This is a genomic window from Pseudomonas sp. YA1, assembly GCF_058680555.1.
The window spans coordinates 20,247-37,356 of sequence record NZ_JBZWBG010000024.1 but is presented as its reverse complement, the minus strand read 5'-3'; the positions used below and the strand labels follow the sequence as shown (position 1 = coordinate 37,356).

Genomic DNA, 17,110 nt, shown 5'->3' with positions numbered 1-17,110 from the left:
TCAGCGTCAGAAGCTCGCCTGCACGCTGAAATGCAGGCGCGAGTCGTGTTTGTCGGTGTTCGTCCCTTCCAGCAGCGGGAAGGCCCAGTCGAGGCTGCCGGACAGCCAGTCGGCGAGTTGCGCGCGGGTGCCGATGCCGACGCTGGCCAGGCTGAAGTCGTCGTCCTGCTCGGGCAGCGCATCCTGCAGGCGCAGTTGCGCGCCCTCGGCGAACACGTAGAAGCGCCAGTCGTTGACGTAGCCGCCGGCGCGCTTGCCGAGGAAGCGTCCGAGGGACGGCGTACGCCATTCCTGGGAGAGCAGGTAGCCGTCGTCGGCGGTGTTCTCCGCCGCCAGGTAGCCACGCACGCTGGTGGCACCGCCGGCAGCGAACTGTTCGTTGGAGATCAGCGGCCCGGAGGCGAGCTGGAAGGCCGCCTTGGTCGCCACCTGCCAGTCGCCGCCGAAGGTCAGGGTGTGGTTGAGATCGCCCTTGAGCACACCGAAGCCGGACTTGGCGCGATAACGCTTGCGGTCGAATTCCTCGTCGTCGTCGCCGTAGCCGAGGAGACTGCCGGTACCGGCCACCAGGCTCAGGCCGAGGGCCAACTGGGAACGTTCGGTGTAGCGGAAGCCGTTGTAGCTGAGGGTCAGCGGGGCGTACTTGATCGGCACCCTGTCGTTGTTGCCGCCGATCCGGGTCTGTTCCTCGAAGTCCTTGAAGTCGACGCCGAAGGAGAACGAGTGCGACCAGAGGCCGGTGACCGGTAGGCTGTAGATCGCCGCGACGCCATAGGAATGGCCCTGGCCGACCACATTCATGCTGCCCACCGTGGCCACGTCGCTGTCGGACTGGTAGCCGGACAGCTGCACGCTCCAGCGCTGGCTCAGCGGCGCGGTGTAGGAGCCGGACCAGACCTTGGCGTTGTCCTGGTCCTGCGGCGCGGTGAAATAGGTCAGCGAGATGGCGTGGCCGAGTTGCCAGAGGTTGTCGTAGCCCAGCGAAACCACCGAGCGCAAGTGACGGGTGTCGGCGCTGTAGTCGTTGTTCAGGCCGATGCTGGCGTGCCAGGGATTCTTGTCTTCCACCTGCAGGTCGACGTCCATGGTGCCGGGCCGCTGGCCCTCGCGCACCATCGGCAGCACCTGGCGGCCGGGGGTGCGGTTGACCTGCGCCAGCTCGCGCTGGACCTGGGCGAAGTCGGGCACCTTGCCCTCCTCCAGGGCCGGCACTTCCTCGCGCAACTCCACCGGCGAATAGTGCTTGGCGCCGACCACCCGGACGCGACCGACAGTGGTCTCGGTGACCTGCAGGTAGACCACCCCGCCGCTCACCTGCTGCTCCGGCAGCTCGACGTAGACCGACTGGTAGCCCTTCTCCTGGTAGGCGGCCTGCAGCGCATCGCGCGCGCCCTCGATGTCGCCCAGGCTGCGCTGCGGTCCGAGGAAGGGATACACCGCCGCCTCGATGGCGCGGTTGTCCAGCACGGTGTTGCCGCGTACCACGTACTCGTTGATGTCCACCAGACGCTGGGGCTCGGCTCCCGCCGCGGCGGGAGGGGCCTCGTCGGCCAGCGAAGCGCACGACAATGCGACAGCCAGGCAACCGATCGACCAGCGCTGGCGAAACGGGTGCGCACAATTGAACAGCGAACGCTTCACACGGTCCCCCGAAGTTCCATCGGGACTTATTGTTCTAGTGCAATAAGTCCGTTCATCGAACAGTTCTATGAAAGACAACAAACTAGCGATGACGCATGAACAACCTGTTAAAAACAGCGCCCCGCCCTTATGAAATTTCGTTCTTCTCTATTTTCACTTTCGCGCTAGATATTCAGCCGTCGCGCTCCGCCATGGCGCGCTTGCCATGTATGCAACAAGGCGAAGTTCAGGGAGAACTCCGGCATCTGCATGAGATCCCCGGAAATCACTTCCCCGATAATCCTGCCTATTATCCTTACCGCCTCCGCGCTGTTCAGCAGGACGGTTATATCGCCGACGAAAACCGGAAAACTCCAGATCTTCTGCTTCATTTCCAGGCCGACGAACCAGCGATACAGCAGGTTGTAGTTCAATTGCTCGTACAACTGCTGCTCGCTGGGAATCGCGTACAGCAGTTGCAGCAGCAGCGCATGGATCAGCGGCTCCGGGGCCAACTGCATGCCATGTTCGCGGGCGAGCGCCGAGAGGACTTTAGCCTCTTCGCCAAGAAGACTTTCTATTTGCGGTTTCAGCAACGCCAGGGAATGTCCCGGCGGTATATAGCTGGACACTTCCTTGAGCGCACCCTGCCAATCTTCCTGGGACACTATCCAGACCCATGGCGCCCCATATCGATAAACCGATACCGGTTTCTTGCGTGCGGCTTCGACGATCTTCGATAGGCGCTGATCAAGTTCCTGCATACCGACTTTCGAGTAACTTTCCATCAATACTCACCGTCCTTCGCCGTATTCACCGGAGTGACCACGGCCGTTAGCGGATACTGTTCTCTTGTTTCAGAGCGGAACGCGTCTTTCTCGAACGACACGCTCATTTCCAGCAACCGGTCAGCGCAACCGGGAAATGGCCGATTCCTTTCGTTCCCGTCCCTGCCTTTCACCACTGAATTCCGTTTTCCTCATTCACACCTGTTTGACGGCAACCCCGCCGCACCACCGAACTTTTGTCATGAAAACTTCATGCGACCGGCCGTTCGCGCGCCGCCGGCGGGGACGAACGGGCATTCACCCGAGAATCGACCAGCGCCTCGGAAGTTCGCCGAAAAAAAGGCCCTCCGTGGGGAGGGCCTGGCGGGTATCGTGCCTCCGCGGCGGTGCCTTACAGGATCAGGTTGCCGCGCTCTTCATCGGTCAATTGGCTGCGCGCCTGTTCGCCGAGGGCTCCGGCGCCGAGCACCTGCACGGCGCTGTCCGGGTTGTAGCCCGGCGAACGACTGGCGCCGTCGCGCGAAGGCTCCAGGCGCTCGTTGCCGAACCCGAGCACCTGCACCGTGATCACCGACGGCATGCGCTGCCGCGCGGCGGCCTGCTGCTGGCGACTGACGTCCTCCGCCGCCTGGGTCGCGGAACTCGCCGCGGCGCTGGCGGAGGTCAACGCACCGGTATTCACCGAAGCCACCAGCGGAATGCCGCTGGACTGGCCCTGGGTCTGGATGTTCGCCGCGTTGACCACCTGCAGCGCCGCCACGTTGACGTTGCCGGAGACCCGGATGCCCGCCTCGCCGGCATCGATGGTGCCGAGCGGGGCGATCAGGTCGATGTCGCCCGGCGCCACTTCGGGAATCGGGTTGAGGGTGGCGATACCGGCGCCGGTGCTGGGCACCTGCGGCGACAGGCTGACGTTGCCCCAGGCGTCGTAGATGCGCCGCGGCGGGGTGTAGACCACGGTGGTCTTGCTGCCGCGACCGGCATTGATGTCACCCTCGGCCGACCAGATCTGGATATCTCCGCCGAAGGTGGTCATCACCCGGCTCTGGCCGAGCAGGATGCTGCCCAGGGCGTAGGAACGGATATTGCCAACGCCCTGGGTCACCACACCGGCGGTGGACGGCGGCGCCTCACCTTCGATACCGAATACCTGCTGCCCACCCGGGGTGAGCAACTGGATGTCGCCACCGAAGTTGGTGTGCACGCCGGCACCGCCGTACATAACGATATCGCCTTCGTAGCTGATCGGATTGCCCGCCGGATCGCGCTCGGGGAACAGCGCGGCGATCGCGTTGCGCCCGCGCAGGTAGCTGCCCTGGCGCACCCCGCCGACTTCGTTGTACTCGCGGCCGCCGGCCTTGAGCTCGGCGAAGTACACATCGCGGGCGAAGATCCGCTGCTGCTCCGCCGGCAGACCGGCGAGAAACTCCCGCGCCTGCAGGGCGTCGCCGCTGAAGCCATAACGCCCGCTCAACCATTCGATCAATTCGTTTTCGTAGGTCCGTACCACCTTGCCGGGCTGTTCCGCCAGGGGCGTTCCTGCCTGCGCCAGGTTGTCGAGCTCCAGGTAACGCCGGAGGAAGCCGGAGTAGTCCGCCTGGCTGGCGCCCGCCTGCAGGACTATGCTGGCGCCGGAGCGCGTGTCGCCCGCGGCGACCGCCCCCAGGCTGGTGACCGCCACCTCGTCGTTCATCAGCAGGTTGCGTCCAGCGCTGATCTCCAGGCTGCCCGGTCCCGCGACGTTGAAGTTGCCGTAGAGGATGTCGCGCCCCGCTTGCACCAGCGACACGTCGGTAGCCGAGGTATTGACGAACAGATTGCCGCTGCTGGCGTAGTCCCCCATGTTGTCGTTCGCGGTCCGCTCGGAGCCCAACCCAGTGCCGCTGCTGACGATGTCACGGCCGGCGATCATGCGCACCGCCCCATGCCCCTCGTAACGCAACTGGCCGAAACGCACATCGCTGGTCCCGGTGTAGCGTAGCAGCCGGCCACTGTCGACACCGACCAGATCGCCCGCAAGGGCGTAGAAGCGCGACGGTTCCAGCGCCGCACCCCATTCGCCGGAAACGCTGTTGGCGCCGAAGGCGAACAACGGGAAGCGCTCCTGGTTGGCGCGGCTGCCGTCGCTGGACAGGTTGTCGACCTGCAGCGTGATCCCGGTATAGCCCTGGTAGCTCGGATTCAGCGGCGTGGCCAGGCTGCCTGCGCTGGCGCCGGAACGGCTGATGCTGTAGCCGCCGGCGTAGATGGAGTCGCCGGCCAGCAGGTCGAGACGGCCCTGACTCGACGGTGCCAGGACCAGCGCGGTCCTGTCGCTGCGAGCGTTTGAGCGGAGTGTCGCGTTGCCATAATAGAGGCTGCCGGTCAGCGCCACGGCCGACAGCTTCGCCGGATAGACCAGCGCGGAATCGGTGTCCTGTTCCGTCCTGCCTCGGGAAACCGGGGTCAGGTTGCCTCCCGCTGACGTCAGGTCGAGCGCCGTGCGTTCGGTCCACAACGAGAAACCGCTCAGGCCGTAACCCTCGACACCGCTGGCGCTGGTATAGGGGGTGCCGTTCATCAATGGCGTCCGCCCAGGATCGACCACCCCCTGCAGCACCAGATCACCCAGGCTGTTCAGGCTGAAGGTGGCGTCGCCCGGCACCAGCGTCGGCCCGCCGTTGGCCAGGCCGAGGGTCGAGACGAAGGGATCGTAGGCGCGCCGTTCGCCCGGAACCTGATCGCTATCCAGACGACCATAGATCAGATCGATACCACCCAGGCTCGTCGCCCGGACCTGAGCATTGCCGCGCAGGTTGACCATCGCGCCGTACAGTGAACTGCCCTGATCGAAGGGCGTCAACGGGTTGAGCGCACCGCCGATACGTACGTCCATGTCTCCGCCGCCGCTCAGGGTCAGTTGGCCATCGGCGCCTACCCGGCCGCTACCGCCCACCGCCAGCACCAGCCCCTGGCTGCGCTGCGACGTTTCCTGCGGAACGCTGGACGTGCGCGCCTCGATGACGCCCGCATCGCCCGCGACCTTCAGGCTCAGATCGCCACCGCCCAGGGTGCCGATGCCGGTGAAGCCCACCTGCTGCGTGGCGGCAGCCGCTCCATCGCCGCCCGGCTGGCGCGCATAGGTGCCGAAATTGATCCACCAGGCGGTGCGGTCGGCCGTACCGGCGGTCGAACCGCTGCCCTGGCGCCAGAGCCAGTTGCCGACGGCCGCCGAGTCGTAGCCGGCGTTGGGTACGGCGCCGGACAACCGACCCAGCACATCGCCGCGCAGATCGCCACCGACCGCCAGCGTCAGGTTGCCGCCCAGGGTCGGGTACCAAGCGCTGTAGAGGCTCTGTTCGCCGCCGTCCACCCATTGCTCGTAACCGCCCAGCGCCGGATCGCGCAGAACGCTGCCGCCGTCCCTGGCACGCGCCAGGTTGTAGCTGGAATCGACCGCGCTCGCGGTACCGGCGGTGTAGACTCCGAATGGCGAATCCATACGCAGGTTGCCGGCGGCGAACAGGTCGAGATCGCCAGTGCCGGTGCGCAGCACGCTGAAGCGCGAAGCGTAGGGTTCGGCTTCCAGCGCATAGTCGTCGCTGGACGCAGCGCACCAGGTCGGGAAATCGTCACAGATGGTCGGGTAGCCCAAAGCCTCCGGGTCCAGTGGGTCGCCCGGCTTGATGCCGGGGTCGCCCCATCCTGCCACCCCTTCCTCGGTCCACACCATGCCGCCCGAACTCGCGGCGCACCAGGTCGGGAAATCGTCGCAGATGGTCGGGTAGCCCAAAGCCTCCGGGTCCAGTGGATCACCGGGCTTGAGGCTAGGATCGCCCCAGTTATCCACCCCTTCCTGGGTCCATACCAGCCCACCACCCGCCGCCGGTATGCGCCGCATGCCGTAGTGCGTATCGGCGAGGCGCATCTGCCCGCTGGAACGCGGATCGGTCAGCCGCGGATCGGCCGCCTGCAGATCGGCGCCAGCCACCAGGCGCACGCTCCAGGACTGCGAACCGGCCGCCAGCATCGGCGCGATGGCCCAATTGTGCGAAACCGCACCGGCCGGGCGTACGTCCACCGACGCGGCGCCATCGGGCAGGCGGATATCGCTGCCAGCCGGCAGGAAGGCCCCGGCGCGCAAGGCCAGTCCACCGGCCAGACGCACGCCGTCGACTTCGTCGTTGGCCAGCGTGGCGCGGCCGGGCAGCGGCACGCCGCCCGGCCAGGTCATCCCCGTCACGGGCGTCGCCAGCGGCAGACGGCTGCCGGCGCCGAGGCGGGTGCCGGCGGGCAGGTCCAGAGCCTCGCCAAGCAGGCTGCCGGCCGGCCGGAGCAGGTTGCCGGCGGCATCCAGCAACGCTCCCTCGAGCACCGTTCCCGCCGGCAGTTGCAGTGGCTGGCTGAGCACCGCCTCGACCGGCAGCCGGGTACCGGCGGCCAGGGTCATGGCCTTGATCGGCAGTTCGAAGTTGAGCGTCTTGCCGGCCGGGAAGAAGCTGTCGTCGTCCAGCCGCACGCCAGCCGTCGGCACCACCCGATCGCCGCCCAGGTGATCCTGGCCGGCTAGCAGCAACCAGCCCTGATCGTCGTCGGTTTCCGGCGGCGGGGCGAAACCGTCGGTGACGCTGCCGTAAATGTTCAGGTCGCCGCCGGCGCGGATCGCCAGCGAACCGGCCTCGCCGGAGCCGTATACCGAGGTTTTCGCCGTCCGCGGGTTGAGACTGGCGTAGCGATGGCCCGACAGGTCCAGGTCGCCCTGCACCACCAGGTCGCCATCGGCCGTGGCGCTGACGATCTCCAGCCCGGGGCGCAGGTGGAAAGCTTCCGCGTAGGTGGCATTGTTCAATCCAGCCAGCTTGCCGTCGAGCAGGGCGCTATTGGCCAACGCCGCCTGCATGAACAGTTCGCTCTGCTGGTGCTTGCCATCCAGGTAGGCCTGGGTGATCTCCTGGTACGGCCGGCCGTTGCTCGCCGGCAGAGCGGCGACCGGCGCGTCGTCGTAGCGCTGCACGGCACTGAGGGTGATGGCGCGGGCACCAAGGATCTGCAGCGGCGCACCGGCGTCGATGGCGATATCGCCCGCCGTCGCCCCGCCCAGACGCGGCGCGTACAGGTCGAGGGTGCCGCGGGCGACGCCGTCGTTCTGCCCGGGCGCGCTTCCCGCTGCCACCTCGGTGCCGTGGCGCAGGTCGATACGGGCACCGGCGCCGAGGCTGAGCAGCCCGTCTCCGGCGTTCAGCTCGATCAGCGCGCGGTTCGGCGAATCGATGATCTTGCCGTAGCTGTCCACCCGTAGCCGCCGCCCATGGGCATCGAGCAGCGCCTCGCCACCGATGCTCAGGCCCTGCTTGGCGGCCAGGCGGATACTGCCGACCTGCTCGCCGCTGGCGTCGAGCACGCCGTTCACGCTCAGATGGCCACCATCCAGCGACACCTCGATCGTCGAGGCCCTGACGTCGTTGCCGATGTTCAGGTCGCCCTGCTTGATCTGGAAACTGCGCGCACCGAACACCTGACCGGCATTCAGGCGCTGGTTGAGAGCGGCGAACAGGCTGTCTGGCGTACCGTCCTCGCCCAGCCGCTGGGCACGGATCTCGACGCTGCCCGCGGCGTATGGCACCAGGGTGCCGCCAGCGTCGTATTCGCCGCTGCTCGCCGCCAGGATCTGCCCTTGCAGGTCGACCACGCCGGCCGCGCTGTCCAGCGCCACCGCCGTCAGGCTACCGGCCTGGTTGTTGCTCGCCGACAGGTCGATGCGCGAAGCGCCGGCCTGGCGGATGTTGCCGCCGTGGCTCAGCAGGTTGACTTCGCCGCCCCAGCTGTAGCGGGTCACGTCGTCGAAACGCAGCGCGCGCCCGGCCAGGTCGAGCTGGGCGCCGGCGCCCAGTTCCAGGTCCTCCTGCGCGGTCAGGCTCAACTTGCCGCTGGGCAGGCCGACGCGGGTGTCCAGCAGCAGGCTGGCGCCCTCCAGGGCCAGTTCGGCGCCCAGTGCACCATTGGCCAGTTCGACCGGGGTGGATGCCGCGCCGTCGCCCCCCGCGCTGACCCGCAACGCACCGCCCGCCAGCAGGCTGTTGCGCGAGCCGGCCTCGCCGGTGAGCAAGGGTGTGATCAGGTTGAGATCGCCGCCGCTGTATGCGTAGCCGCTACCAGCCCGATACTCGCCCTGGCTCTGATAGACCGCGAGGCTACCCTTGTGGTTGGCGGTGATCCGCTCGCTGGCCGCCAGGTTGACCGTGGCGAAGCCCAGCGCCAGGCGCTGGTAACTGTCGATGGCGCTGGGCTGGCTGAAGGGACCGTAGCCGAACTCCAGGCGTTCGCTGCGGATGTCCAGCGTGCCCTGGCCACTGCCGGCGCCGCCGGCGATGACCCCGGCAGCCGGCGTCTGCGCGCCATTCCAGATCAGGTTGGAGGTGCGGATCGAGGCGACGCTGTCGCTGTCGCCGTAGCCATAGATCGCCGGGGTGCCCAGCACCAGGCGCGACAAGCGGGAGCGACCGCTGCTCGGATCGTAGGAATCGAGGCTGACGTCGCCGTAGAAGTTGAACGCGTCGCGGGCGTTCAGCACCAGCGTCTCCAGGGGCGGCGCGCCCTCCGACGCATCACCCTGCAGCAGGCGGTCGAGCACTTGCTGGTCGAGCGCCAACCCGGTCGGCAGCACACCGCGCTCGGCCAGTTCGGCCAGCAGCGCCTGCTCGCCGACATTGAAGCCGCCCGCCGCCAGGGTCAGGTTGCGGGTGCCGTAACGCACGCTGCCGTCGAGCACGAAGCGCTTGTCGGTGGCCGCGACCAGACTGCCCTCGGAATACAGCCGGGTTTCGCCGGCCACACCATCGGCAGCGGGAACGCCAAGCAGGATGTCGCCGGGACCACTGTCCGGCGTTCCGGCTTCCGGTGGCAAGACGTTCAGCACGCCGTTCGACAGGGCGAGCATGGAACGCCCTCCCGACGCATACAGGAAGCCATCCCGTGCATCGTAGGCAGCAGCCCCCCGCCCTAGGGTGACAATGGCGGCACCTTGTTCAAGGCTGATCGCCTCCCCCGGCCGATTCGCCAGGAGGAACACCTCGGGTGCGGCCAGTTCGGCGCCATTGCGCAGGACGATGCTTTGCGCGCCATCGGTGATGTCAAAGGTGACGTAATTGCCGCCTTGCCCGTAGAGTACTGCTGGCGTCGAGCCGATCACCATGCGCGCCGCACCGAAGGCGTTGAGATCGTCGGCCCGCAGCGTCACGCCCTGGAACCCCTCGCTGGCCTGCGCGCCGGCGCCGACGATCTCGATCCGCTGGTTGTTGCCCAATACCACCAGACTACCGCCATAGCCGCCTCTGGCGGCCTGGAACAGCCCAGTGCCGTCGAACGCCAGCGCATCGGCACCGCCACCGGCGAGCAGGTCAAGGCGCAGGCTGCGCGCATCCACCGGCAGCATCGGCCGCGGGATGCCACGGCGAGCAGCATCGGCCATGGCGAAGTCGCTGTAACTCGTTTCGTTGTACTGCGAATGGCGCCGCAGCACATCCGCCGGGGTCAGCAGCACCTGGCGGAACAGTTCGTCGCGCACCCCGGTGCCGGCGAGGGACAACTGCCCGGCCAGCGACCAGGAGCCGCTGCGCATGAGCTGGGTGGGCGCTGCCCGTCCCAGCCCGGCCTGGCCGTTGAGTTCGACCCGGTACGCGCCGGGCAGCAGGGCGTAGGTCGACGGCAACAGGGTGTAGGTTCCCGCCGACAGGCCGGGCACGCCGCTACCGATGCTGATCTGCTGGCCGACCAGCGGGTCGACGGCGCCGCCTTCGGCGGCCACCGGCGCGATGCGCTGAACCCCGGGCACAATGGCGTAGATCGGATTGTCGGCCAATCCCGGCAGGTCGAAGCGGCCCTCCTCGTCGAAACGCACCAGCGGGTTGTAGCGCGCATCGGTGGAGCCACCGCGGCCGGAAACGAAACCGGCGCCGAGCAGTTCGCCGCCGCCGGAAAGATCCAGCGTCGCTCCGGACGCCACCCGTACGGAGCGGCCACCCAGGTCGACCCCGGTATCCATTATCCCCCTCTCGTTGAAGCTACCGCCGACGCCGGTCAGGGCGATTTCCTCCCCGGCATAGCGCCAGACCTGGCCGTCTACCGTGCCGCCGTAGGGCAAGGTCAGGCCGGCGCCGCTGACCGAGGTCAGGCTGCCAGACAACAACTCGACCTTGTCGGCGTTCTGGCCGATTTCCAGATAGCCCAACGGAGCGCGCACGACGCCGCCCTGAACGACGCTCGCCGCCCCCAGCGACAAGCGACCGAAGACCGCCAGGGGCTGCTCTGGCGTCGTCGCGTCGCTGCGCTCGATACGCAAGCTGCGCGCCGGGTCGAACGCCGCAGCGGCGCCATCGGCCTGGTAGCCGTAGCCGGCGAGAATCCGCGCGCCCGCCCCGGTGCCCGGATAGAGCTGCGCAGCGCGGATGAGCAGATCGCCGCCACTGAGCACCTGGGTGTTGATGCGCTCTACGGGCGTCGCGTTCCCCGCCAGCAAACGCATGTCGCCCGTGCTGGACAGCTCGACCCGGTCGAAGCCACGCCGGTCAATCGTCTGCGTCCCGCCACTGGCGTCGCGGAAACTGCCACGCGAGCCGAAGACCAGGCTGTCGCGGATATCCAGCACCTGCGCGCTGGCTTCGAAGAGCGCCTCGCTAGGTTGCCTGGAAACCTCGAACAGGCCGGTCGACAGCGGCTGGGTTTCGTTGTTCTCCGCCGCTTCGTTGACGAATGCTCCCGCCAACAGCAGGGACGGTGCCGACAACCTGACCCGGCTATCGCCGGCGGCGCCTTCGCCAAGCCCCAATGCCCCGCTGTAGAGGCGCAAACGTTGCGCCAGGGACAGCTCCAGATCGCCGGCGAAACTCAGCAGGCCGTCGCTGAACAGGGTCAGGTCACCGAACCCGCCATCCTGTACCTGGCTCGCCGCCAGGCGGCCATGGCCATAGGCATAGTCTCGCCCTTCCCCGGCGGCTTCGCGCTGCTGGCCGACGATCAGCTCGCGCGGGCGCAGCACCTGGTCGGTCGCCAGGCTGGTCAGGTAGTTCGGCGTGGCCAGCGCCAGCGTCAGGCTGCCGGCGGCGGCACCTTCCCCGCCGGCGAAGGCGCGCAGGTCGCCATCCAGGTACAAGCCATTGGCCGACGCCAGGGAGATACTGCCGCCGGCGCTGCTGACCCGGGTCTGGCCGACTCCGGGCACGTCCAGAAGCGCCTGGGTGCCGGAGGCATCCAGCAGGCTTCCCGGGCGCAGGTCGATGAACAGTTCGGCGGCATCGGCCTTGCCGCTGGCATGTTCGACCGTGCCGCCGATGACGATGCTGCCACCATCGGCCACCTGGCCGTAGCGCCGCCCCTGGAAGTCCAGCGCGGTCGCAGCGCGTGCGGCGACATCGAGCACACCCTGCTCGCCAACGCGGATGGCGCGCTGGTGGCCGACGCTCTCGACCTGGTCGCGCACCGGATCGGGCAACGCCACGCTGCCCAGTTCGATCGAGCCGCCCCAGGCGTTCAGGCGACCATCGACGTTCAACTGGCCGACGCTGCGCAGCTCGATGCGCTGGCCGGGATCGACCTCCAGCAGGCTGCCACGACCGATGTCGAGGACGCTGTCGGCCACCTGCCCGGCACCGCTCTGGCGGCTGCCGGCCTGCAGGAACAGGCTGGCGCCGGGACGCTGGCGCAGTTCGCCGTCGGCCGGCCGCTCCTCGTATAGCGGCGTCAGCCAAGGCTCCAGCGCGAGCAGCGGGTCGGCGCCACTGGCGACGCTGATGGCGTCGTCGCGGAAACGGTACAGCGGACGCAGCACCTTCACCTGTGCGCCTTCCGCCACTTCCAGTCCCTGCTCGCCGATCACCTGGTAACTGGCGAAGCCCTTGTCGAAGAACCCGGCGGCCAGCGCCAGGGTGCCGTCCTGCGCCGCCGCGCCAATGCTCACCCGCGGTGCCTGGACGCTCAGGGTGCCGGCGCCGGCGACGCCATGGCCGGCCAGTTCGCCGCCCAGTTGCAGGCGGCCGTCACCTGCCGCCGAGCCGGTATTGGCCGACAGCGTCAGGTCGCCGCCCTTGCCGCCCACCTGTTTGCCATCGGCGAGCAACGCGGCCCCGGACGACACGTCGATCCGGCTGCCATCGCCCAGCGACAGGTCGCCGCTGCTACGCAGGGAAATCCGCCCGCCGTCGAGATAAGCTCGATCGGCATCCACGCCGCCCTGCACCTGGTTGCTCCAGAGGCCACGCGCATCCAGCGTCACGCCATCGCCCAGGGTCAGGGCGGCACGTTGGCCGGCGGCGGGGGTGAGATAGGTATCGATCCGCTCGCCACGGGCCACCTCCACCTGCTCCAGAACGTTGCCCAGGCGCAAACTGCCGGCGCGCGCCGTGAGGTCGGCGTTCACCTCGACCTCGGGCGCGTACAGGACGATCTCGCCGCCATCGCCGACCTGCAGGGCATTGTCCACCGCGATCCGCTCACGGGCGGCCACGCGCAGCGCCCCCAACTCGAAACCCGACAGCCGTTCGCTGTCGAGCAGGAGGACGCCCCGCTGTTCGTCGGCCAGCGCGGTATCCAGGTCCAGATTCGCCGCCAGCGGCTCGCCGCCATCGGCCAGGCGCACCTGCTGCAGGGTCGGCGCAAGGTTGTACAGCACGTTGCCGCTGGCACTTTCGTAGCGCGGGGTATAGCTGCCCACGATCAGCTCGGCGCCGCGCGCCACTGCGTTCTGCGCCTGCTGGTAGCCATCCGCCCCCGGCTGCGGCGCGCGCACCTGGCGCTCGCCCTGGAATACCTTGCCGAGCAGGTCGCCCTCGAGCACCGCCGAAGCGGTGCCGACCACCAGGCGGCCAGCATCGCGGCCGACCATGTAGCCGCTCTCGTAACGGCTCTGCGGGGCGATCAGCGGATTGTAGAAATAGCGCGTCTGCCCCCAGCGCGGGCTGCTGTCCTCATAGCCGCGGTAGATGCCCTCGTAGAGCAGGTCGCCGGGGGCGCGGGAGATTTCGTAGAGACGTCCGTCGCTGCCCTTGAGCCAGGTCTGCCGGATCAGGCCGCCTTGCACATCGAGGGTCCCGCCGGAGAGGTTGACCGTCGAGCCGGGCTGGCTCACCAGTTCGCCGCCGGTGAAGGTCAGGGTGCCGCCCTGGGCCATCCACTCGCCGGCCGAATGGTTGCGCGTGCCAAGGTAGCCACCCAGTTCCAGCAGGCCGCCGGCGGTATACCAGCGATCGGTGGCGTAGCCGTTGGTGCCGGCCGGAACCAGGACCAGTTCGCGGGCATCGACCCAGACATCATTGCTGGCCAGTCCGCCGCCGTCGCGGTTGACCGGCGCGTCGCGCTGCTCGTTGCCCTGGACATTGATCTGGATGTTGTTGCTTTCCATCGCCACCTTCACCCCGACGGCGCCGGCGACGTCCACCTGCGCGCCGTCGCGCAGCAGGCTCCGGCCCGCCGCGCTGACCGCCACCTGGCCGCCGCTGGCCAGGGTCAGCGAGCCGCCCTGGAAATCCACGCTACCGCCGCTGACGATCTCGACCCGCGACTGCTCGCTGCGATCGGCGACCCGGCTGAGGTTGTCGAAACGACCGATCACGTTGTTGGTCGGCGTGGTGCCATCCAGCGCCTGCTGGGCGGCGTCGCGCTGGCTGTCGAGGGCGCCGGCGCCGCTGGCATCGACCAGCACCGCGGTGGTGCTGCCCTCGCCCAGGACCACGCTGCCCCTGGCGTCGCTGGCCGAGTTGAGCAGGTGGATGGTGCCGCGCACGTCGGTTGAGCTACTGGACAGAGCGACGCCCTCCTGGCGGACCTGGCGCCCGGTCAGGGTGATGTCGCCGGTGGCGGCCTGGATCAGACCCTGGTTGACCACCCGGCCGGCGGCGCTGTCAGCGGCCAGGGAGGTGGCCACTTCATTGCCGCGGGTGGTGGAGCGCAGGTTGCCATCGGTGCCGACGCCACGGCGAATGTAGAAGCTGTCGCCCGCCGCCAGGGTGGTCTGGCCCTTGGGCGTGACGATCTGCCCGGCGTTCTCCACCTCGCTGCCGAGCAGCAGCACGTAGCCGCCCGCCGCGGTGGAGCTGGCCGGATTAGCGGTCTGCAGCAAGGCGCCCTGCTCCACCCGTACCGCGCCGGCGGCGTCGGTGAAGCTCGGCTGGCTGCCGTTGGCGTCGAAATACAGGCCGCGTTCGCGGAACTGGCTGTCGCTGATGCTGGCGGCGGCGGCCACCAGGTTGCGTACGTTGACCTGGCTGCTGCCGCTGAACACCACACCGTTGCGGTTGGCCACCATCACCGTGCCGTCGGCCTTGATCTGGCCCTGGATCTGGCTCGGCCGGGCGCTCGGGTCGTTGACCCGGTTGAGCACCGCCCAGTTGCTCTGCTGATCGAACTGCAGGGTGGTCTGCCGGCCGATGTTGAAGGTTTCCCAGTTGAGGATCGCCCGATCCGCGGTCTGCTCGACCATCACCGTGGTACGCCCGTCGGCCTGCGACTGCACTGGCGCCTTGGCGTTCTGCCAGGCCTGCTCGAAAGGCAGGGAGGCGTCCACCTTCAGGCCGCCCTCGCCCAGGCCGTCCGGGATGTCCGTCGGCGCCGCCAGCGCAGCCTGGCGTCCCGCCGCCTGGGCGGCCTGCTGCGCGGCGATGGCCGCCACGGTGTTGTTGAGGTTTTGCAGCGAACGCTGCAACTGCTGGTTGACCTTCTGCTGCTGGGCCAGCGGCGGTGGCGTCATGCCCGGCAACTGCGCACCCGGACGCGCCGCCCCGGCGCTCTGCTGGGCGCCCTTGGCGGCGAACCAGGCGGCGCTGAACGGCTGGGAAGCCTGGGCGCCACCTGCAACCATGAGCAAGGCGATGATCTGCGCCAGCGGTTTCAGCCGCGGCAAGCCGCCATCGAGCGAAACGGTGACGGGGGACGACGGCACGAACGGACGAGACGGCATGACGCGAGATTCCTTGGGCGTGTTCAACTCGACGCGTCGGCTTGCCAACGCGCATTCCTGATAGAAAGACAGCCCGCGACAGGGCGGGCCGAAGTCTTGTCACGGAAAGTTCATGGAAAGCGGCTAAGCGCCGGAAAAAAAGAAACCGGCAGTGCTTGCGCACCGCCGGTCTCCGCTATCGCCCGTGGGCTGGAGCGTCTTAGAGCGGACGGCCGATGCCGTTGCAGACGTTGGAATGGCCGATGTACAAGTTGTTGGTGGAGGTCAGGAACGACTGGCGTACGGCAAGCTTCCAGGAAGCCGGCAGCGGCACGAAGCGATGGTTGGTGATCGCGGTGTCGTTGTTGGCGGTGGCGCCGTAGTGACGGGTGAAGAAGTCGCGCACCTGCTGGGTCTGGGTGGCGTTGGCGTAGCACTGGCTGAAGATCAGGTTGGTGAAGCCGAGGATCGGGTAGCCGCTGGTCGGATACGGACGCACGCTCGGGTCGTTGGGGTTGGCGGTGGCAGCGAAGACCGGTACCCAGTTGTTCGGATCGGAACGCTGGGCAGTAGTCGGCGGAGTAACGGCGCCGATGGCCGCCGAAACGTTGGCCGGCGCCGGGGATACGCCGCGAACCTGGGCGACCTTGGTGGCGTCGTCGAGACCGGCCAGGGTCGGCGCGGCGAAGTCCGGGCTCATGTAGGTGATGCGGCCTTGGGCGGCGTTGAGCGCATTCATCACGGCCTGGCTGCCCTGGGCCGATACGGCGCCAGCCGGCAGGCCGCCGGAGAAGCTGCTACCGAAGCTGGTGGTGATGGCGAAGGTGCCACCTTCGAGGGTGCTGGAGCAGGAGGCGTTGAGGAAGCGGGTGAACAGTTCGGTGGTGCCGCTGCTCTCGGAACGGTAGACCACTGTGATGGCGCCGCTACGGCCCGAGCCAGGAATCTGACTCCAATCGGTCAGACGGCCGGAGAAGACACCGCAAAGGGTGTTCACGTCTGCGAAGTTGACGGCGTTGCTACCTGACTTGTTGAACGGCAGAGCGACCGAAGTGGCTACCGACGGCACCTGGATCAGCGGACCCCAGGCGGAGCCATGGGCGCTCAGATAGGGGTTGGTTTCACCGCTCGGGCTCAGCTTGGAGTCGCTGCCGGCCCAGTGCACGTTCTTGTTGGTGGTGCCGGCGACGAACTTGGTGTAGTCGTTGTTCAGGAAGGCCGCCTTGCCGTTGCCACTGCCTACGCCGATGTAGGCGGCAAAGCCGGCGGTCAGGACGCCGGGCTCCTGGTACAGCTGTTGCGGCAGGGTGGCGCCACCGCCGTTGATGTCGGCCATGGCTTGGGCGGATACGAGGGCGGCCACGCTCAGCGAGGCAGCGATCAGAGAGCGCTTGAACATGAAGAATCTCCTTTCATCGTGGTGTTGGTACGTTGAGGAAGTCGTCTTGCATGAGGCGGCGCCGTGCTTGCCGGGCTTTGCATCCCTAGCCGGTCGAAGGGGCCGCTGGGGATAAAACTCGCAAGTTCCGGTGACAGATCGGGGAAAAAATCTCGGGAGCATCGAATTGTTTTCGCAGCCTTTCCTCGGGTGTTCGCAGGCTCTGCACCGGGCCTTTTCGCGGGACCTGCGAGGTTCCGCGAGCGCCTCCCGGCGGCCAGCCCGCGACGGCCATGGCGCGCCCTCGGGGCAACCTCGCTGAAACATGCACCCGAGCCCTGGCGAGGGGCCACACGGGTTGATGACAGCGAGAGGAAGGCCTGCTTGCACAGGCCCCTCCCGTAGGGCGGATTACACCAG

The 17,110-nt window shown here is 68.0% G+C and carries 4 protein-coding genes; all 4 read right to left on the bottom strand.

What is annotated here, in order from left to right; translation table 11 throughout:
• Positions 1–6: 6 nt before the first annotated feature.
• The 4 genes from AC4OR5_RS27160 to AC4OR5_RS27145 all read right to left on the bottom strand — a co-directional run bounded on the left by AC4OR5_RS27160 (position 7) and on the right by AC4OR5_RS27145 (position 16,711).
• On the bottom strand, positions 7–1,641 hold the full coding sequence (locus tag AC4OR5_RS27160) for a ShlB/FhaC/HecB family hemolysin secretion/activation protein (RefSeq protein ID WP_023096069.1): 1,635 nt from the start codon (positions 1,639–1,641) through the stop codon (positions 7–9).
• A 164-nt stretch (positions 1,642–1,805) separates the two neighbouring features.
• Positions 1,806–2,408: a transposase gene (locus AC4OR5_RS27155; RefSeq protein ID WP_003085362.1), complete on the bottom strand. Its 603-nt coding sequence runs from the start codon at positions 2,406–2,408 to the stop codon at positions 1,806–1,808.
• A 391-nt stretch (positions 2,409–2,799) separates the two neighbouring features.
• Entirely contained in the window at positions 2,800–15,333 is a 12,534-nt protein-coding gene (locus tag AC4OR5_RS27150) for a filamentous hemagglutinin family protein (RefSeq protein WP_058160278.1), read from the bottom strand.
• Positions 15,334–15,532: 199 nt separating this feature from the next.
• The gene (locus AC4OR5_RS27145; RefSeq protein ID WP_116271261.1) at positions 15,533–16,711 is read right to left on the bottom strand and encodes a substrate-binding domain-containing protein; all 1,179 of its coding nucleotides are present in this window, start codon (positions 16,709–16,711) and stop codon (positions 15,533–15,535) included.
• Positions 16,712–17,110 lie beyond the last annotated feature (399 nt).

Excerpts from the sequence above, each read along its gene's own strand:
- AC4OR5_RS27155 (WP_003085362.1), bottom strand. The coding sequence starts at position 2,408 with ATGGAAAGTTACTCGAAAGTCGGTATGCAGGAACTTGATCAGCGCCTA.
- AC4OR5_RS27150 (WP_058160278.1), bottom strand. The coding sequence starts at position 15,333 with ATGCCGTCTCGTCCGTTCGTGCCGTCGTCCCCCGTCACCGTTTCGCTC.
- AC4OR5_RS27145 (WP_116271261.1), bottom strand. The coding sequence starts at position 16,711 with ATGTTCAAGCGCTCTCTGATCGCTGCCTCGCTGAGCGTGGCCGCCCTC.